Genomic DNA, 19,289 nt, shown 5'->3' on the forward strand with positions numbered 1-19,289 from the left:
GGAAAAGGCGTAAATATCAAAGTGTGTTTGTATGAGGCCCTGGGGCGCCCCATGCAACACGTAATTGGGACATAGCCTTTTATTTCCTTATCGGACGCAGCGGCGCTCGATTGCGGTCAGGCGTTCAGTACGAACTGTTCGATCACCTGAGCTACGCCATCTTCATCGTTGCGGGCAGTGGTGTGCTGGGCGAGAGCCTTGATCTCGTCGGTGGCATTGCCCATCGCAACCCCGAGGCCTGCGTATTCGATCATGTGGCGATCGTTGCCCGCATCCCCGACGCAGATCACCTGATCGGCGGTCAGGCCAAGGTGCTCGGCCAGTGCGGCCACGCCGGTTCCCTTGTTGCTCTGCTTGTTCATGAACTCGAGGAAGAAGGGGGCGCTCTGTACCACGGTATAGCGCTCATAGAGCTCTGCAGGCAGTCGCTCGATGGCGCGGGAGAGCTGGGGCGGCTCGTCGATCATCATCACCTTCATGATCTGCTCGTCGGCAGGCAGGGTGGCGAAGTCGATCAGATTGATCGGCATGCCGATCAGGCGGGATTCGTGCTCGGTGTAGGTACTGACACGGGGACTGATGAGGCCCTGGGTCACCGAGAAACCGTGGACGTTCACCTCCAGCTCGTCAGCCAGTTTGGCGACGGCGCTGGCGTCACTGCCGGTCAGCAGCTGGCTGCGGATGATGCGCTGATCGGCCACCTGTTGCACCAGGGCGCCGTTGTAGCAGATGACGTAGTCATGCTCTGTGGTGAGGCCGAGCTCTTCCAGATAGCGGCTCATCCCTTCCAGCGGGCGGCCGGAGGCCAGCACAACGGTTACCCCTTTGGCGCGCGCGGCGCTGATGGCGGCGTGGGTGCGGGGAGTAATCTGGCCCTGCGGGTTGAGCAGGGTGCCATCCATATCCAATGCGATCAGCTTGTACATCTCTCACTACCTGAGTCTGGCTGGCCCACCCGGTGGGGCCAAGGAAGTGGCGAGTGTAGCGAAAATCGACGGCGGGATCACGGTCGATGCGGATGGTTCACCTAGCTGTGCCCCTCGTAAGGGGTCATCTCCAGCTGCTCGTCGTGAATAGTCAGGCGGGTAGGGCCTCGGGTAATGGTAACCTTGCGTTTGAAGCTGGCCATCTCGACCTCGATGCCGGAGTAGAGGTGCTGGGTGGCAATGACCTCCATCTGAGCCATCAAGTTTCGCAGCTCCTCCTGGTTGGCGGTGAGCTGCTCATCGAGCTGGGCCAGTTCGGCCAGCTGATGGTCCCGGATCGGTTTGAGCTTGCGCAGGGTATCCGGATTGCGTTTATCGCTGGGCAGTTGCAGCAGCCTCATCACCAGCGCCTTGATCTTGTCGAGTTGAGCCTGGCACTCCTGCTGACGAACCTTCAGCTGGATCTCCTGCTCCTTGTGGGTGAAATAGCCACCGAGGATCTGCAACCGGGTATGGTTGGCGGCCTCGGCCCCCAGGCTGGGGGCCATGATGAGACGGTTGGCTATGCTGGTGCCACCCAGCAGGGTGCCTTTGCGCATGCTGCTGTCACCCACCTTGATATCCTGCCCGCTGCGGCTATAACAGTGGCTGAGCTGACTCTGGATCTGGATGTCGCCCCCAGCTTCAAGTTGCGCATACTGGGCGTAGCTGGCGTGGATCTCCCCCTGCGCATTGAGTTGGCAAAGGTACTCCCCTTGCTCGTTGCGGCGGCCAATGATGCCGTGGCGAACCGTGATGCTGCCGCCGGCCTCGATCACGCCCCCTTCAATAAATCCACCGATGACGATATCGCCGCTGACCCGCACCTTCATGCCCGGATTGACGTCGCCATTGACGATCAACCCCCCTTCAAAGGTAATGTGGCCGTGACGAACATCTACCTGTTTGACGGTGAGCACCTCATCCACCTTCATGCCCGCTTTCTCCTGACAGGGCAGGCCTGCCCGACCGGCGATCAACAGATCGGGATCGTCGGGGGAGATAAAGGTGCCCTCGCCAGCGCTCATCGGGCTGTCCTTGCCATTCTTGGCGGGCAGCTCCTGGCCTGTCACGGTAAAGCCGGGCACTCCCTGGGTGGCCGGATGACGTCGCATCAAAGGCGCCCCGGCTTTGACGGTGACGATGGAGCCGAGATCCCGCAGGTCGACCTTGCCATGATCCAGTTCCTGTGGTTTGAGGATCCGTTCGGCCGGAGTCTCCACCAGCCGCTCGTAACGGGTGTCCTCACCATTTTGTGCAGGTTGACCACGAGCGATGACCAGCTTGAGCAGGGTGCCGGGGGATGCCTCCCTGGCGGACTGGATGGCGGCGGTGAGCAGTTGCTCACTCACCCCCTGTTTGATTTCGCTGATGGCGATCGCCTCTTTCAGCTGTTCCAGCGTCACATACTTGCCCCCCCAGTCGGCAGTGATCTGGGCGATGGCGCTCATGCGATCCTTCTCCACTATTACGGCGAGTCGGGCATCCTGACGCTTGCCGATGGGGATGGGGTTGGCGGGGACGGGGGCGGCAGGGTTGGTGAGCAGGGTATTGAGCAGGCTGATGGCCTGTTTGATCCCCTCGGGCAGCGGCTGATAGCGGCGACAGTTGGAAGCGAGCAGCAGAGCCTGCACATCCTGTTCCGTGACAGGTTTGGTGAGACCGGCGGCAATCCGCAGGCAGACCAGTTCCATATCGCTTGATAGCAGCAGCCACTCTTTGCTTAACACCGCATCTCCTTGCCTGGTGGGGAGAGGGGCGCTCGGTTTTCCCCTCTACTGTCATTTAATCTCTCTGTGATGAATAAAGCGAGTCGCCAACCCTGAGAGTGGGCAGTATTCAGATATTTCTTCTGAATGGTCAATGAATTGAGGTCGGATCGGTGACAAGAGACGGATAAATCGTGGTCGTATAAATGGCGTTCTGTTCGGTGATGACGCCAAGAGGGATGCCGGAGAGTGACCGGATATATCAGCCAGCGGCATGGCCTGCACGGGCCGGGTGAGGGATTGTGGTTAACCGCCGCGTTGTGTCGTTCTGTCCAGCGTGAGGTACTTGCCGAGTACCGGCTCGTCCAACAGGTGGCGGCGCAGCATGTCGAGGGCGGCAAAGGCGAGGATCTTGCGGCGGCTCTCCGGGTCGGGGTGGCTGACCTTGACTGTCTGACCGATGTGCATGCCATCGGCGCTGAGCAGCAGTGGCACTCCCTCTGGCCCCTCTCGCCCTATGGTCAGTTGCAGGCCCGCATCGGTCGTCGGTAGCTGCGCCAGCTCATCGGCCAGTTGTGTACTGAAGTTGGCCTCCAGCCGGGAATGGCCGTGACAAAGCGCCAGCAGGGCGCCGCCACTCTCTCCCTCCAGCAGAGACAGCGGCCTGCCTTGCAGCAGCGCGAGGATCTGCTGCGCCGGTTCCGTATCTCCGCAGCCAGCCAGCCAGGGGCGGACCGTATCCAGCAGTCGGCGCTCGGCACTCTCCATATCAGCGGCACTGGCGCCGTGGCCGATCAGTTTCAGCTCGATAAGGGGCATGGAGGAGCGGTAACCCAGCTCGATGCCGGCTGGCCAGGGTTCGGCATCCAGCATATCGCTGAGCGCCGACTCCGAGATGCCGAAGGTGTAAAAGCGACGCAGCTCGGTATCGATCTGCGCACCGGCCAGCTGTTTGAGGCGCGGCAGAATTTGCTCACGCACCATCTGTTTGAACTCGAACGGCACTCCCGGGGTGAAGAAGAGCTGACTCTGGCCACTTCGCACCACAAAGCCGCAGGCGGTGCCGACCGGGTTGTCGAGGATCTCGCACCCCTGTGGCAGCCAGGCCTGTTTGGCATTGCTTTGTGCCATGGGGCGGCCACGGCTGGCGTAGCGCGCTTCGATGGTAGCGAGCCAGTCGGGGAAGAGGGTGAGCGGTTGGTCAAAGGCCTCGGCTGCCGCCTGAGCGGTGAGGTCGTCGGCGGTGGGCCCGAGCCCGCCACACACCAACACCACCTCGGCGCGGCGGGCACTCTCTTGCAGCACCGTTTTCAGGTCGGCGAGGTTGTCCCCTACCGTCAGGCGACGGCGCACCTGCCAGCCCTGCTCCAGCAGCAGAGCGCTGAGCCAGGCCGCGTTGGTATCCACCACCAGACCCGTCACTATCTCGTCTCCGGTACTGATGATCTCGATACGCATGGCAGGCTCCTTGGATTAAACGGGTGGCAACGGTTGGCCTTGGGCCAACACAATCAGGCTTTGTTGTGCTCGAAGTAGTAGCTGATCCGGGTACGCGGATTGAGGTACTCGAACACGGCGGGCGGCAGCCGTTTGGGGTGGATCACCTTGGCGATCGACAGTTCGGCCTGCTGCAGGTCGATGATGGCCGCTTCCTGACGGGGAATGCGCGGATCGTAGACCAGCACCGAGGGGTATAGCAGGCGGGAAGCGTTGACCGACATCACCAGCCCCACCTGACCGTTGGAGAGTTGCACCACGCTGCCGGGGGGATAGATCCCCATCAACCGGATCAGCATGCTGAGGTACTCCGGATTGAACTGCGCCTTGCGCTGCTTGTAGAGGCCGCTCAGGGCCGAGTAGGGCACCTTGGCCTGCATGTGGCAGAGGTTATCGTACTCGTTGATCAGCGACACCATCTGGGTCAGCGGATCGAGCTGGCCGCCCTTGAGCCCTTCCGGCCCGCTGCCATCCAGATATTCGTGGTGGTGCAGCACTATCCCCTTCGCTTCCGACGGGAAATCCTTGGCCAGATTGAGCAGATCCAGTCCGTAGCGCGGGTGCTGGGCCATCAGGTTCTGCTCCGGCCTGGTGAGCGGCTCGGTCTTGCGCAGGATCTGGCTCGGGATCTTCAGTTTGCCGATGTCGTGGAACAGGGCCCCCATACCGATATGGCGGATCTGGTCGGCCGACATGTTGCACTCCTTGGCCAGCAGCATGCTGAGCACGCTGACGTTGAGGGAGTGGAAGTAGAGGTTGTTGCCATCCTCGCTGTCGGAGACCAGGTGCAGCACCATCTCGTCCACCGAGAGCAGCTGTTCTGTCATGGCGTTGACCAGCTCCTGCGCCTCGCCGATGGCATTGAGGGGGCGGGACTGGATCTTGCTCATCACGCTGCGCACCTGGGCCAGCGACTGCTGAAACTGTTTCTCGCACTGCTGCAGGTTGCGACGATACTGCTGCAACTGCTCGATGCGGCGGTCCTTCTCCTGCTGCATCTGAGCCTGGCGCTGGGCGGCGTCTGCGCTCTCTTGTGGTTGAGGCTGTACCTGATTGAGGGGCTTGGGCGGAACGTCGCTCTTGTCGGGAATGATGGTGACCAGTTTCAGGCCGAGACGGCGGATCAGCTCGATCTCTTCTTCACTTTTGATCTTGAAGCTGGAAAACAGGAACGGGTGTTCGCGCCACCCCAGTGGCAGGGATACATAGTTGCCGACTTGCAGTCGATCTACGGAAATCTTGATACCGGTCATTATCTTGGAAGCAGGAGACACACTGAGCCGTATGCTAGTCAAAGGCGGGGGTGAATACAAAAGGTATCTGATGACAGGGCTGGAGCTTTATTATAGGCTTCTGGATGTCCAGACATATTTACCGATGCAGTACAGGGAGTAAGCATGCCGATCAAGATCCCGGATCAGTTGCCCGCCGCCGAAGTGCTGGGGCAGGAGAACATCTTCGTGATGACGGAATCCCGGGCCGTCACCCAGAACATCCGCCCGCTGCGGGTGCTCATCCTCAACCTGATGCCAAAGAAGATTGAGACCGAGATCCAGCTGATGCGGATGCTCTCCAACTCGCCGCTGCAGGTGGATGTGGATCTGCTGCGCATCGATGACAGGGAGTCAAAGAACACGCCGCAGGCCCATCTGGAGAACTTCTATCACGACTTCGAGCAGGTGCGTGGCAACAACTACGACGGCATGATCATCACAGGGGCGCCGCTCGGGCTGGTGGAGTTCGAAGAGGTGGTCTACTGGCCGCGCATCGTCGAGATCATCGAGTGGTCCCATCAGCATGTCACCTCCACCCTGTTCCTCTGCTGGGCGGTGCAGGCGGCGCTGAAAGCCTTGTATGGTATGGAGAAGCAGACCCACGGCGAGAAGCTCTCCGGGGTTTATCGCCACCATCGCCTCGATGAGCACGAGCCGCTGCTGCGCGGTTTTGATGACGAGTTTGTGGCGCCCCACTCCCGCTATGCGGCATTTGATGGCGATCTGATCCGCGCCCAGACCGACTTGCAGATTTTTGCCGAGTCAGAAGAGGCGGGGGTCTATCTGGCGGCGACCAAGGATTGTCGTCAGGTGTTTGTCACCGGGCACCCGGAGTACGATGCCCTGACGCTGGACGGGGAGTATCAGCGGGATCTGGCGGCGGGGCTCGACCCAGCCATTCCGGTCAACTACTACCCGAATAACGATCCGAGCCGGACGCCGCGCGCCAGCTGGCGCAGCCACGGTCATCTGCTGTTTGCCAACTGGCTCAACTACTACGTTTATCAGCTCACCAGCTATCGGGTGGAAGATATCGGCAAGGTCTTTACCTACGACCAGGGAGGCAAGTAGTCAGTCGCCCTGCGCCAGCCGCTCGGCCAGCTGGTCGAGCCACTGGCGGTGGCAGGCCAGGGTAAATGCATTGGGTCTGTGGGCCTTGATGGCGGTCATCGCCTCTTGCTGTGGCTGGCCGAGGGTCATCAGCAGCGCGGCGGCGACCAGCCCGGTACGACCGCTGCCCCCTTTGCAATGGATGACCAGATGCTTGCCATCCCCCAGCAGCTCGCGCAGCTGCGGCAGTGCCTGTTGCCAGGCGGCCTCGAAGGCGGTGTCGGGGGCCAGATCATCCTCGATGGGCAGATGGAACCAGCGCATCCCTTCGTGCTCGACCTGCTGGCCGAGCGGCGCCAGTTCGAGTCGGGTCAGCTCGGCGCTCGTCATCAGGGTCACCACCCCGTGGGCACCGGCCAACCGCAGTTGATCGAGCGCCAGGGTCAGCGGCACCTGCTGGGTGCCGGGGCAGGGAGTCAGCAGTAACTGGCCATCGACACGGGGAACCTCAAGGCTCCAGAAGGGGTGAAACGGGTGCATGGCGGATCCTCGCGTAGTGGCCGCAGGTCTGCGGTCGGTGAATGGCGCCAAGGATAGGCGGGGCCGGAGGGATGTCAATGGCCGTTGTGTTTGCCCCGGTTTACGGGCAGAGTCTAAAAAATTGAGCGGTTCAAGGAGTTAAGATGAGAAACCTGGATCAACTGGATTTGGATATCCTGGCCCATCTGTTTCGGGATGCGGGCATGACCAACAAGGATCTGGCCGCGCTGGTGGGCGTTGCCCCCTCCACCTGTCTGGAGCGGGTGCGCAAGCTGCAGCAGGATGGCGTGCTCAAGGGAGCGCACTGCGAAGTGGATTATCAGGCCCTCGGTGGTCACATTCAGGCCATGGTCTCCCTGCAGCTGGCCCGCCACAGCCGTCAGATCATCGATGCCTTCCGCGATGCCATTCTGGCGCTGCCCGAAGTGATCAGTCTGTTCCACATGGGCGGCAAGGATGATTTTCTGGTGCACCTCTGTGTCTCCGATACCGAGCACCTGCGCAACTTTGTCTTCGATCACTTCACCTCCCGCGAGGAGGTGGTGCACCTCGAAACTTCGCTGGTGTTCGAGCACAAGTTCAGCCGCTCCCTGCCCTGCTTTCCCCAGCCATAGCGGCCAGTGGGCCGACAATATGGGGAGATGAAAAAACCGCCAGCTGGCGGTTTTTTCTAGTCTGCTATCGGCTGAATCAGCACGGTTGGCTCAATTGGCGGCGGTGCGTTCATCCTTGGCCGTCTGATAGAGACTCTTCTGATAGGCCATGCTGCCCCACAGGGCAAGACCAAGGGCATCCTCTTTCAAAGCGTCCGGCTGCGCCGCCAGTGTCAGCTTCTCGCTGGCATTGTCGTAGACATAGCCCTCTGCCGCCCGCTCCGGTTGCAGGATCACCACATCCTTGCCGCGCATCAGGGCGAAGTTCTTGTCGTACTGCATGATGGCGCGCCCCGGCCAGTCGGTGGGCATGCGCGTCAGATCCTTGCCGAGCATGGGGTAGTCGGCACTGATCCCCATCAGGGAGAGCAGGGTCGGCGCCATGTCGATCTGGCTGACGACGCGCGGATCCTTTCTCGGCACTATGCCGTCGCCCACGATAACCCCCGGAATATGGAAGCGGGGGATGGGCACCAGACTGGCGCCACCGACCCGGCTGTCGTGGTCGGCGATGACCAGGAACAGGGTATCCTTCCAGTATTCGGACTGTTTCGCCCTCTTGAAGAACTCGCCGATGGCGTAATCCGCATACTTGGCCGCGTTGTTGCGGGTCTGCTTGGGTTGCTCGAAGAGTTCGATGCGGTTGTCCGGGAATTCAAACGGATCGTGATTGCTGGAGCTGAACACCAGACTGAAGAAGGGCTTGCCCTCCTTGTGCAGCGCCTTGAAGGTCTCGTCGGCCTTGGCCATCAGATCCTCGTCGGAGGCGCCCCATGAGCCCTTGAACACCGGATTGTCGAAATCCTTCTGCTCGACGATGGTGGTGAAGCCGTTGCCGAGGAAGAAGCTGCGCATGTTGTCGAAGTGACTCTCGCCGCCATAAATAAAGCTGGTGTCATAACCCCGCTGTTTGAGCAGATCCGCGATGGTGAAGAAGTTGGTCTGGCTCTTGCCGAGTTTGACCACCGCCTGTGCCGGGGTCGGCGTGAAGCCGGTCAGTACCGCCTCGATACCGCGCACCGAGCGGGTGCCGGTGGCGTAGAGCTGCTCGAAGGCCCAGCCCTGCTGCGACAGGGCGTCGATGTTGGGGGTAAGCGGCAGGCCGCCGAGGGAACCGACAAACTGGGCACCCAGACTCTCCTGCAGCAGGATCACCAGATTCTTCGGTTTACCCTGGAAGCTCGCCTCGTTGAAGGTCTGGCTGGGCAGCAGATCGGAGTTGAAATCACTGGCCGGACGGCCACTCTCCTTGCGCATGACCTCGAGCACCTTCTGAGGGGTCATCTCGCCGTAAAACTGGCCGGCATCCTCCTCGGCGCCCATCTGTTTGATGGCAAAGAAGAGGGAGTAGGCGGAATTGACGGTGAGCGAGTTGACCAGCGGATCCTCGGCAAAGGCGACCATGGCCGGGTTCAGGGCGCGGTGGCCGAGACTGGAGCGGGCACCGAGAAAACCTATGGCCAGAATGAGCAGGGCGAAGGCCGGACGCAGATACCAGCGGGGGAAGCTGAGGCCATGCACCAGACGGCCGCTCAGCCACCAACCGCCGGTCAGCACGGCGCCACTGAAGAGTAACGCCAGCAGCAGCTCGGCTTTGCGCCCCGCCCACAGCATGGCGAACACCTCTTTCGGATAGATGAGGTACTCCACATAGAGACGGTTGGGACGCACGCCATATTCGGTGACAAACGAGGGGGTGGAGATCTCGAGGAACAGCATCAGCCAGAGTCCGACGGTCAGCCAGACGCGCATCAGTTGCAGCCAGCCCCGGCCGATGGCATGGGGGCCTGCCAGCAGCAGAGTGAGCATGGCGGGGACACCCCAGACCCAGCAGAGGGTCGCAAAGTCGACCCGGATCCCTTGCAGCAGCATCTCCTGCCAACCGGCCACGGCATCCACCCGTTCCAGTTGCCAGAGACCGAGGGCGATTCGGCTGAAAGAGAGAGAAAAAAGCGCGAGCGCGCAGAAGACGGCGAAGGGCCAGAACGGGCCGAGTCGCTGTTTTAGATCTGTCATGTTTGTTCCTGAATGAGACTGTAAACGTCTGTCCACAGACGTTTTTTTAGTTGTTGTGAGGTTATGACAGATCGAATTGGTTAAGGTTGCATTCAAGTTTGTTAAAAGTCGGCATTAACACATTTATCATCTAAAAATGTGATGTCGCGCCACTAATGAGCACAGCATAATCTGCTGGGTAAAATGTGAGCCACAGCGTGTATGGATGGAGCGCTGGTGTTTATAATTGCCGCGAATTATCTCAATCGGAGCCGAAGGGATGCCGGTCTTTATCGATGTCGAGTATGTGCGGGGATGGCGCCTGTTTCTGGTGTTATCGGATGGCACCACGGGTGTGCTGGATCTGACCCCCTGGCGAACCCAGCCGCTGTTTGCAAAGCTGGAGAGCGAGCGTCACTGCGCCCGGGTCTTCATCAACCGTCACCACCAGCTGGAGTGGCCTGTTGGCTGCACGCTATCCGCCCATGAGGTCTATCACCTCATCTCTCCCATCGATGAGCGGGAAGCCTTCAGCTAATCCCCATTTTTTGTGAGCCAACGCCAGATTCCTGTTACTGGAATGTTTGCCCGTTTGCCTTTCTGAGCCAACTTGGGTAAAACCTGCGCAACATTTTGCCAACTTGCCTTCGCTTCACCTGACAGAGGCTTGCCGCTTTCGCGCCGCAGGCCTTTTTTGCGGCCTGATGGCAAACATTCCCCTTGCTGAAAGGTTTGGTCGGTTGAATGAAAATAACAAAATAAACAAATACATAAGGAAAATGTATGGCTTGTCATATGCGCACACCTCTTGCCCTGCTGGTGGGCGGGCTCGCCTGTCACGGCGCTGCCGGTCAGGAATCGGTTCAACAGCTGGATCCCATGGTGGTGGTGGCAACCCGCCCCGCCAGCACACTTGAAGTGACGCTGGATCCCAAGAAGCCCGGTTCCCCCATGCCCGCTGCCGACGGCGCCGGTTATCTGAAGAATGTCACCGGCATGAGCATGGTGCGCAAAGGGGGGCTCGGTGGCGACCCTGTACTGCGGGGGATGGGGATGTCCCGCCTCAACGTGCAGATGGATGGCGGCATGCTGGCCGGTGGGTGTGGTGGCCGGATGGACCCGCCCACCGCCTATGTGTTCCCCCAATCCTTTGACCGGATCAGGGTGCTGAAGGGGCCGCAATCCCTCGAGCAAGGGGCTACGCTGGCGGGAACCGTGCTGTTCGAGCGGGACAGACCCGAGTTCACCGCACCGGGCCTCAAGGCCGATGCCTCGGCCCTCTTTGGCAGCTTCGGCCGCGATGATCAGATGGTCGACATGACGGCAGGCTCGACCGACGGCTATCTGCGCGGTCAGTTCACCCACTCCGATAGCGACGATTACCGCGATGGCCATGGCAACAAGGTGCGCTCCTTCTATCGCCGCGAGAACGGCACCGCCCAGCTGGGCTGGACGCCGGGGGAGCACACCTGGCTGGAACTCACCGCCGAGCGCAGCAACGCCCGCGCCGCCTATGCGGACCGCACCATGGATGGCCCCATGTTTGATCGCGAATCCTTCGGGCTGAAGCTCAAGCAGGAGCAGATCACCACTCACTGGCAGCGCAGCGAGCTGACCCTGTGGGACAACTATATAGACCACATCATGGACAACTTCAGCCTGCGGCAAAACAGTGGCATGAAGATGCTCTCCAACCCGGATCGCCGCAACACCGGCGGTCGCTGGGCCAACGACATCGCCTTGCCAGCAGACTGGCTGCTGACCGCCGGGCTCGACAGCAACCGGGATCAGCACCGCAGTCGGAGTGGGGTCGACTATGCCACCAAGGATCGCCAGCGCACCCTGCGTTTCGAGCAGCAGGGCGGCTTCGCCGAACTGGGTCGTCAGCAGGGGGCTCACAGCTACAAGGGCGGTTACCGTCAGGATAGGGTAGAGACCACCCGCTATGGCGCCGGTGAACAGACCCTCTACAGCGATACCCTGAGTCTTAACAGCGGGTTTGGCCGCTACGAATATCAGTGGTCGCCACGCTGGTCCAGCTATCTGGCCTGGGGGCAGGCAGAGCGTGCGCCGGACTACTGGGAGCGCAGCAAGGACAGCACCCCGTTCACCCTCAACCCGGAGCGCAGCCGCCAGTGGGATGCGGGTCTGGCTTTGCGCAGCCGCGAGCTGGATCTGACCCTCTCCCTCTTTAGCGCCGACATCAAGGACTACCTGCTCTACAACAGCAAGTCGAACAAGGTGCGCAATATCGATGCCCAGACCCGGGGTGGCGAGCTGGAGGGACGCTGGCAGTTTTCCGAGCAGTGGCGTCTCGATGGTGGTATGGCGGTGGTCTACGGCGAAAACCAGAGCGACAACAAGCCGCTGGCCCAGATGCCGCCGCTTGATGGCAAGCTGGCGTTGGGCTGGCAGCCTGACGAGGCGCTGAACTTCACCCTGCTGGGACGCGCGGTGGCGGCGCAGGATCGGGTGGACGTCGGTTCCGGCACCGTTGCGGGTCAGGATCAGGGGGAGACTCCGGGCTTCTTCACCATGAACCTGAGCGGCGCCTGGCAGTTTGCCAAGGGGTGGCAGCTCTCGGCCGGGGCGGACAACCTGTTCGACACCTTCTACTACGAGCACCTCTCCAAGTCGGTACATGCCAGTCAGGCAGGGCTGGGCTACGAGCAGAGCGGCCGTATCCCCGAGCCGGGTCGCTCGTACTGGCTCTCGTTCAACTACCGGTTTGCCTCGGCGGGGGTGCTTTAACCAGTTGAGTCAGATAACGTTTTCAGTCACAGACACCGCTGTGTGAGCCTCGCTATCATGGTGGAAAACAGGCGTATCAGACGCCTGCTCTCACAGCGGGAATATAACAATGAAACAGGGAACGTTACGCTATGGCGGCCTGCTCGGGGCCGCCCTGTTACTTGCGGCTTGCGGCGGCAGCGGTAGTTCAGGCGGGGAGAGCTCTCCCCCCGTCGTCAATCCGCCGGTCACCCACCCTCCGGTCGCGACGGCCAGTCGTGCCTGCTATGGCGACGATCAACCCGCCTGCAACCTGCGCATCTATCAGGTGATGGTGGAGTCGTTTGCCGATGGTGACGGCAGCGCCAACTACGGCGTCGGCTATGGCCCCTCCCAGCACAACGGCGATCTGCAGGGGATCATCGATAGTCTCGACCACATCAAGAGTCTCAACGTCAACGCTATCTGGCTCACCCCGGTGTTCGACTCCTGCGCGGGGCAAGGCGGCGATAACAAGCTCGATGCCACCGGCTACTTCGCCTGCGACTTCTTCAACGTAGACCCCAACTTCGGCAGCAATGCCAAGCTCAAACAGTTGGTGGATGGGGCGCACCAGCGCGGCCTCTATGTCTTCCTCGACGGGGTGTTTGGCCACGTCAACAAGGTGGGGGTGAGCAAGCCCTCGCCAGAGGGGCGTCTGCCAGCCCTCACCAGCGGCGGTGCGGGTTATCCCGGCCAGCTGGTGGATTACAGCAAGCCGGAGAGCCTCGCCTACTTCAAGGAGGTGGCCCGCTATTGGGTCGAGCAGTACGGTATCGACGGCTGGCGCCTCGATCAGGCCTATCAGCTTGGGCTGGATGATTGGCGCGCAATTCGCAGCGAGGTGGAGCAGGCCAGCGCAACGCGCAAGGCGGCAGGGCAGCAGTGGGGCACCCTTGGCTACATGGTGGGCGAGGTGTGGAAGGGGGCTGACGACATTCGCGCCCAGGCTTACGGCAGCAGCGACAATCCGGCGCTCTCCTCGGCCTTTGACTTCCCGTTGCGCTACGGCATCGTGCAGGCGCTGGCGGTGGAGGAGTCCGGCAAGGGCGGGCAGGGGGCCAGCGTGCTCGATGCCAGCTGGAACAAGGTGGAGAACTACCCGAATCATGCCATGCCGAACCTGATGCTGGGCAACCACGATCTGGTGCGTTTTGGTGATCTGCTGGAGCGCGGCAACTTCAAGTTGACCGAGTACTGGCAGCGCCACAAGGCGGCCTTCAGCTTTATGGCGGCTCGCTCCGGCCCGATTACCTTCTACTATGGCGAGGAGTTTGGCGACGAGGTGCCGGGCTTTGCCGCCAAGGTTGGTGGTGACTGCGCAGCGCAGGGTTTGTGCGACGATCATGTGGCCCGCAGCGATGGCAAGGTGCCCGCTGTCACCGGCTTTGTGCCGGGTAGCGAACAGGCCGAGCTGAAAGAGTGGCTGGCCCAGCTGCTGGCAATGCGTGCCGCCCACCCCGCCCTCTATCAGGGGGAGCGAGTCAAACTGGTGGCCGAGGGCAGTCTCTATGGTGACATCAAGCAGACGGCGGGGGAACAGATAGTCTACCTGCTCAACCTCTCCACCACGGCGCTCAGCTACAACCTGCCGGCGGGCAAGTTGCGCAGCGGCAGTGCGCTGGTGGATCTGCAAAGCGGCGAGAGTCTGGCCATCGGCGGCAGCAGCGTGACGGTGGAGATACCGCCCTTGAGCGGGCGTTTCCTGCGTCTGCAATAAGTCAGCCATAGCACGCTTTGATATGAGAGAGGGCCCCATTACGGGGCCCTCTCTGTCATTGTAGGCGACAAAGTCATGGCGGGATTATGCGGTGGTCTGGCCCCGGTTTTCCAGCCGCTGGCGGAAGGCGCGGGCCAGTCGCTCGTAGAGATCCTGCGCCTCCTTGTCTTCGATATCGCCGCGGATCCAGGGGTTGTCGACGATCTCCAGCAGCACGCAGTCACGCCCTTGCTGGCGCAAGTCGAGCCCGTAGAGGCCATTGCCGAGCTGATGCACTGCGCGGCGGGCGGTCTGCAGTACCTGCTCCGGCACCTCGTTGAGCGGCAGCGCCTCGATTCGGCTCATGTCGAGGGGGTGCTTGCGGCGGCGGATGCGGTTGCCGGGTTCGGGCCGGTAGCGGCGGCAGGCGAACAGCGGCGAGCCGTCGAGAAAGCCGATGCGCCAGTCGAACTCGGCGGGGATCCGGCTCTGCACCAAGAGCAGGGCTGAGCGGCCCAGCCCCTCGTCCAGCAGGCGGGCCAGCTGTTGCTCGTCGCTGGCCATGGCGAGATCGCGCCCCTGTGCCCCGTCGGGCACCTTCACCATCAGCGGCAGGCCGAGCCGTTGCACCAGCTCGTCCACATGGTGGCGGCCGCGGCGGGTCACCACCATGGTGGGCGGCATGGGCACGCCGCTGCGCACCATCAGCTCGTAGAGGTAGAGCTTGTTGCTGCAGGCCAAGATGGCGCGGGAGCTGTCGATCACCGGCATCTTGAGCTGCTCGGCACGGTGGGCAAATTCGAAGGTGTAGTGGCCGACCGCGGTTTCGGCCCGCAGCCAGAGGGTGTCGAACTCCGGCAGCCGCTCTATGGCTGACGGTGGCAGGATCTCGGCCCGTATGCCCTGGGCGGCGGCAGCCCGGATAAAGCGCTCCAGCGCCAGCCCATCACTGCTGGCACGGCCGTCGTTGGGGTCGACCAGAATGGCGAGCTGATAGAGCGGCGCCGCCTGCTCCTCGTCACCGGTGCCCACCAGTGCCTGAGCGTGGTGCAGCATCAACTCTTTCTCGCTCTGGCTCAGCTCCAGCGGCGACAGGCTCTGCTGCTGGCGTACCGACCAGCCGTGGCGACCGCGCTTGAGGGTCAGCTCCTGCAGCGGCAACTGGCTCAGGCCATAGTAGTAGCGGGCCAGTCCCGCCAGCTCGCTCTGTTCACACTGGCCGAAGATGGCGCGCACTCTAATCCGATCCTCGCTCTGCTGGGCCAGCCACCCCTGTGCCTTGCGCCACAGCTTGGCCGGTGGCTGCTGGGGTTGCAGTCGGCTGATGGCCTGCAGACCCGGCAGGCAGTGGTGGCCGCGGGCCTGGGCCAGCAGCGAGCAGTAGTAGCCTGCGCTCAGGTGCTCCAGATTGCGGCAGAGGTTGATGATGCGGGGTCGGCCGCCGGTGGTCGGCACGCCATGTTGCAGATAGGTGCGGGCGGTCAGCAGATAATCGGCATGGCAAGGCCAGTCGCCCAGCTCTTCGACGATGACATAGGTACTCATATTTTCGGCTCCACAGATCAGACTGCCTGAACAGGCAGGATCCCCAGTGGGCTTCGATGCACCGACAAGCACGACAATGGCGCGAGGGGAAACAAGAGGTTACAGTGCCTAATATGACGCCTTGGTAACTTGTGATACAAGTCGCATTTTTGGTGCTGAGGATAAATAACCGAATAAGGACTCCCCGTGTTGACCGTACGTGCGGCCCGAACCGATGATCTGGGCGCCATCGTTAATCTGGAACGCTACTGTTTTCCCCCCGAAGTCGCCTTTGGCCGCAGCCGCTGGCACTATCTGCTGGCCCACGCCAAGGGGCGCACCCTGTTACTGCTGGACGAGAAACATCAGCTGATGGGCTATCTCTGCCTGCTGGAGCACAGAGGCTGGGATCGGCTGGTCATTCAGGCGCTGGCTATCCGCTGGACGGTGCGTCGTCTGGGCTGGGCGCGGCGCCTGCTGGAGCAGGTGATCCGCGAGGGCAAGGCCGCTGGCTGGGGGGCGATTCGCCTCGAAGTGGGGGACGCCAACGAAGAGGCGCTGGCGCTCTATCAGGGATTGGGATTTCGTCCCCAGCAGCGGCTGGCGGACTACTATGGCCGCGACCAGCACGCCCACCGGCTGGTGCTGCCGCTGGTGAGCGACGAGGAGCGTGAGCGGCGTAGAGTGGCTCGCACTCAGGCTCGCAAGCCCTCTTCACAGGCCAACTGATCATGTTGAACGAGCAGAATCGAGGAGCAGGATGAGCTGCGACAACTGCCTTGCCACCGCCATCAGGGCCAAGCTGGGGCGCTGCCCGGTCTGCGCCGGCCAGACCTTTGCCATCGGCATGGTCGGCTGGCTGGTCTGGTGGTGGTGTGGCGCCGACACCTCGGTCAACGCCCTCACCGGCTTGCTGTTTGCGCTGGGTGGCTCGGCCCTCTTGCTGCTCCATCTGGCGGTATTTGTCTGGCGCAAGGCGACCGGACGTGAATTGAGCGATGAATAAATCAGATTGGTTTCAACAACATAAATAACAATATCGGTTGAGATAATGGAGGTTCAGATGATAGCAATGGTAACGGGCGCCTCGTCCGGTTTTGGTGAGTCCATCAGCCGCCAGCTGGTGCAGGCGGGCTACAAGGTGATCGGTACCGGTCGCCGCGCAGAGCGGCTCGCTGCGCTGGCTGACGAGCTGGGCGCGCAGTTCCTGCCGCTGGCGTTCGACGTGCAGGACAAGGCGGCCACTCGCGCTGCCATCGACGGGCTGCCAGCCGAGTGGAGCGAGGTGGATCTGCTGGTCAACAACGCCGGTCTGGCGCTGGGGCTGGAGCCGGCCCACAAGGCGGATCTGGAAGATTGGGAGCAGATGATCGCCACCAACATCAGCGGTCTGACCCTGCTCACCCGATTGCAGCTGCCGGGCATGGTGGCGCGCAATCGCGGCCACGTCATCAACATCGGTTCGATTGCCGGCACCTACCCCTATCCGGGCGGCAACGTCTACGGCGCCACCAAGGCGTTCGTGAAGCAGTTCAGCCTCAACCTGCGCGCCGATCTGGCGGGTACCGCCATCCGCGTCACCAACGTGGAGCCGGGCCTGTGCGGCGGCACCGAGTTCTCCAACGTGCGCTTCCACGGTGACGATGCCAAGGCGGCCTCCGTCTATCAGGGGGTGGAGGCGATCCAGCCGGAAGATATCGCCAATACCGTGCTCTGGGTGAGCCAGCAGCCGGCCCACGTCAACATCAACAGCATCGAGATCATGCCGGTGGCGCAGACCTTCGGCCCGCTCAATATCAGCCGTCGCTGATCGCTGGATTGGCTGATACAAAAGAGGCTCCCTTGGGAGCCTCTTTGCGTTGGCGAGCCGATTACAGGCTCATGATCTTCTTGAACTCCTCCGGCGAATACTTCTTCTCGGTGCGCTTGGTCAGATCCGTCATCAGCTTGTAGCGCAGCGTTTTGGCCATCTGATAGGTCTGCTCCAACTGGCCATAGGAGTAGTCGGCAGCCAGCCCGATGGCGGTAGCCTTGTCGCTGGCGTAGGCCTGCTTGAGGCTCTTGTCGAGGATGGCGACCTCCTTATAGAGCTTGTTGCTCTCATTGCTCCAGACGCCGCGCAGCAGCGGCAGGTACTTGTCCGGATCGGCGCTGGCCAGCGCGGTCAGGCTGCGGAACTGCCAGTAGGCGGAATCGTCGGAGTAGCTGTCGCTGCCGGTGCGATAGGGCAGGGGATAGTTTTCCAGGGTGTTGTAGAGCGGCACCATCACAGATTCGGCCAGCACGCCGTAGCTCTGCCAGATCAGTCCCTGCAGCTCTTTGGGCATCTCCTTGCGCAGCTGGATGACGTGGGATTCCAGCTGGCGATCGACGCGGATCGGCCGCTCCGCCTTGTCCTCGAGCGGCGTACCGTCATAGGTGGCGCTCAGCACCCTGGCTACGTCCGGCACGGCGATGGGGGCATCCGGCTTCATAAACAGTGGATATTGCGCCTGCCGGGTCGCTTGTTTGTGGGAGGCCGTCAGCATGTTCTGGCCGAGCCACTCCCGATCCACGTTGTAGGGATCGGCAATCACTCCGAACGCCTTGGCGAAGTTGAACTCTTTCGGGTCGGCGTTATCCAGCAGTTTGTGCTCGCGCACGAACTCCAGCAGCTTGGGCGAGTGCAGCACATCGGCGCTGTCGAGATTGACGCCGTGGATGCGCAGGCCGTTGGCCATCATGGCGTAGCTGTCGTCCGGCACCCGCACCGCGATCCAGTGGTGGCCGGAGCCGATCTCCATCAGCCAGGCCTCGTTCACATCCGCCAGATAGAGGCTGTTGCCCTCACCGGCGCCATATTGCTCCACATAGCGGCCGAGCAGCTCGACCCCCTCTTTGGCCGTCTTGGCCTGCGGCAGGATCAGGGTGGGGATGATGGCTTCAATCACTCCCTTCTCGATCAGCGGATCGGCTTTTTGGGCCTTGTCGTTGACCTCGGCACTGGTGGTGGCCGAGATGGCGACGTTGAACTCGTTGATGCCACGCTCCTCATAATATTTGCCTGCCGGATCGCTGGTTGTGGCATCCCAGTCGTGGATGGCGGAGTAGGCGAAAAATGCTTTGGGCATCGGCACTTCCAGCCCGTTGCCCAGTTTCCAGAGTTTGCCCTCGTTCTGCTGCGCGGGCCGGAAGGCGAGGTACTTGTTCCAGTTGTTGACGCCAAAATCCTCGTTTCTGGCGATCATTACGCTGCCGTCCAAGCTGGCTCCCTTGCCGACGATGAGGCCGGTACAGGCGTCGGCACTGGTGCCAAGCAGGGTGAGCAGGGTGGCGGAGAGAAGACTCAAGGTGTGTTTTTTCATAGGTGTACCCGAAGGGTTGCGGTGAGTGAGAGTCAGACGAGGGGATGAGGTGTGGGGAGGCTGCAACTCCGAACTGGCAGCGGAGTGAGCACGACAGATTGGTCTGCCTGTTATTGGTTTTTCGAACAGATCATCCATGACACGGCTGGCTGGTTGTGATGTGCGCCAAAATTGTATTCCCGAGTGGTTGTTTATTTTGTGATCGAGCTGCGGTTCCTGACTTTTCTCTGGCGTCGTGGTGCGCGGACGGCGAAATGTGCCAAAACAGCG

17 protein-coding genes are annotated in these 19,289 nt (G+C 61.7%); 8 read left to right on the plus strand and 9 right to left on the minus strand.

What is annotated here, in order from left to right; all coding sequences use genetic code 11:
• Positions 1 to 116 precede the first annotated feature (116 nt).
• The 4 genes from yidA to G5287_RS08895 all read right to left on the minus strand — a co-directional run bounded on the left by yidA (position 117) and on the right by G5287_RS08895 (position 5,424).
• Complete coding sequence (gene yidA / locus G5287_RS08880; RefSeq protein WP_005363212.1) at positions 117 to 926, minus strand: sugar-phosphatase; 810 nt, start codon at positions 924 to 926, stop codon at positions 117 to 119.
• A 101-nt stretch (positions 927 to 1,027) separates the two neighbouring features.
• A complete protein-coding gene (locus tag G5287_RS08885; RefSeq protein WP_421231177.1) occupies positions 1,028 to 2,695 on the minus strand; it encodes a FapA family protein in 1,668 nt (555 codons plus the stop codon).
• A 285-nt stretch (positions 2,696 to 2,980) separates the two neighbouring features.
• On the minus strand, positions 2,981 to 4,132 hold the full coding sequence (locus G5287_RS08890) for a competence/damage-inducible protein A (RefSeq protein WP_421231178.1): 1,152 nt from the start codon (positions 4,130 to 4,132) through the stop codon (positions 2,981 to 2,983).
• Between the two features lie 53 nt (positions 4,133 to 4,185).
• Positions 4,186 to 5,424, minus strand: coding sequence for an HD-GYP domain-containing protein (locus G5287_RS08895; RefSeq protein ID WP_421231179.1), 1,239 nt, complete (start codon positions 5,422 to 5,424; stop codon positions 4,186 to 4,188).
• Positions 5,425 to 5,568: 144 nt separating this feature from the next.
• On the opposite strand from G5287_RS08895, the gene metA reads away from it, so the two are divergent.
• A complete protein-coding gene (gene metA / locus G5287_RS08900; RefSeq protein WP_042053667.1) occupies positions 5,569 to 6,516 on the plus strand; it encodes a homoserine O-acetyltransferase MetA in 948 nt (315 codons plus the stop codon).
• Here the strand turns inward: metA and G5287_RS08905 are convergent, their stop codons facing one another.
• Complete coding sequence (locus G5287_RS08905) at positions 6,517 to 7,035, minus strand: cyclin-dependent kinase inhibitor 3 family protein (protein WP_421231180.1); 519 nt, start codon at positions 7,033 to 7,035, stop codon at positions 6,517 to 6,519. It lies immediately after the preceding gene.
• A 143-nt stretch (positions 7,036 to 7,178) separates the two neighbouring features.
• Between G5287_RS08905 and G5287_RS08910 the strand changes: the two genes are divergently transcribed.
• Positions 7,179 to 7,649: an Lrp/AsnC family transcriptional regulator gene (locus G5287_RS08910; RefSeq protein WP_005336001.1), complete on the plus strand. Its 471-nt coding sequence runs from the start codon at positions 7,179 to 7,181 to the stop codon at positions 7,647 to 7,649.
• 90 nt (positions 7,650 to 7,739) lie between these two features.
• On the opposite strand, the gene G5287_RS08915 is transcribed toward G5287_RS08910, so the two are convergent.
• A complete protein-coding gene (locus tag G5287_RS08915; protein WP_421231181.1) occupies positions 7,740 to 9,704 on the minus strand; it encodes an LTA synthase family protein in 1,965 nt (654 codons plus the stop codon).
• Positions 9,705 to 9,963: 259 nt separating this feature from the next.
• Between G5287_RS08915 and G5287_RS08920 the strand changes: the two genes are divergently transcribed.
• Positions 9,964 to 10,221, plus strand: a complete 258-nt coding sequence (locus tag G5287_RS08920) for a DUF2442 domain-containing protein (protein WP_005335997.1) — start codon at positions 9,964 to 9,966, stop codon at positions 10,219 to 10,221.
• On the opposite strand, the gene G5287_RS08925 is transcribed toward G5287_RS08920, so the two are convergent.
• Complete coding sequence (locus tag G5287_RS08925) at positions 10,218 to 10,478, minus strand: hypothetical protein (RefSeq protein ID WP_421231182.1); 261 nt, start codon at positions 10,476 to 10,478, stop codon at positions 10,218 to 10,220. The two genes, G5287_RS08920 and G5287_RS08925, sit on opposite strands and share 4 nt — an antisense overlap.
• On the opposite strand from G5287_RS08925, the gene G5287_RS08930 reads away from it, so the two are divergent.
• Positions 10,467 to 12,434 (plus strand): TonB-dependent copper receptor, encoded by a 1,968-nt coding sequence (locus tag G5287_RS08930; protein ID WP_421231183.1) that lies wholly within the window; start codon positions 10,467 to 10,469, stop codon positions 12,432 to 12,434. The two genes, G5287_RS08925 and G5287_RS08930, sit on opposite strands and share 12 nt — an antisense overlap.
• Before the next feature lie 109 nt (positions 12,435 to 12,543).
• Positions 12,544 to 14,172 (plus strand): alpha-amylase family glycosyl hydrolase, encoded by a 1,629-nt coding sequence (locus tag G5287_RS08935; protein WP_421172283.1) that lies wholly within the window; start codon positions 12,544 to 12,546, stop codon positions 14,170 to 14,172.
• A gap of 84 nt (positions 14,173 to 14,256) precedes the next feature.
• Here the strand turns inward: G5287_RS08935 and G5287_RS08940 are convergent, their stop codons facing one another.
• Positions 14,257 to 15,696 (minus strand): RimK family protein, encoded by a 1,440-nt coding sequence (locus G5287_RS08940; RefSeq protein WP_421231184.1) that lies wholly within the window; start codon positions 15,694 to 15,696, stop codon positions 14,257 to 14,259.
• A 186-nt stretch (positions 15,697 to 15,882) separates the two neighbouring features.
• On the opposite strand from G5287_RS08940, the gene G5287_RS08945 reads away from it, so the two are divergent.
• From G5287_RS08945 to G5287_RS08955, 3 genes are read left to right on the plus strand one after another with little or no spacing between them, the layout of a single operon-like run.
• Positions 15,883 to 16,404 carry a GNAT family N-acetyltransferase gene (locus tag G5287_RS08945; protein WP_021231662.1) on the plus strand — a complete coding sequence of 174 codons (522 nt, stop codon included), beginning with the start codon at positions 15,883 to 15,885 and terminating at the stop codon, positions 16,402 to 16,404.
• Positions 16,405 to 16,435: 31 nt separating this feature from the next.
• Positions 16,436 to 16,681 (plus strand): DUF3624 domain-containing protein, encoded by a 246-nt coding sequence (locus tag G5287_RS08950; protein WP_100644972.1) that lies wholly within the window; start codon positions 16,436 to 16,438, stop codon positions 16,679 to 16,681.
• A gap of 57 nt (positions 16,682 to 16,738) precedes the next feature.
• Complete coding sequence (locus G5287_RS08955) at positions 16,739 to 17,485, plus strand: SDR family oxidoreductase (RefSeq protein WP_100644974.1); 747 nt, start codon at positions 16,739 to 16,741, stop codon at positions 17,483 to 17,485.
• Positions 17,486 to 17,546: 61 nt separating this feature from the next.
• Here G5287_RS08955 and G5287_RS08960 read toward each other — a convergent pair whose 3' ends face one another.
• Entirely contained in the window at positions 17,547 to 19,019 is a 1,473-nt protein-coding gene (locus G5287_RS08960) for a C69 family dipeptidase (protein ID WP_421231185.1), read from the minus strand.
• Positions 19,020 to 19,289: the final 270 nt, after the last annotated feature.

The sequence above is a fragment of the Aeromonas sp. 603079 genome, from assembly GCF_049172135.1.
GTDB classification, from domain to species: domain Bacteria; phylum Pseudomonadota; class Gammaproteobacteria; order Enterobacterales; family Aeromonadaceae; genus Aeromonas; species Aeromonas veronii.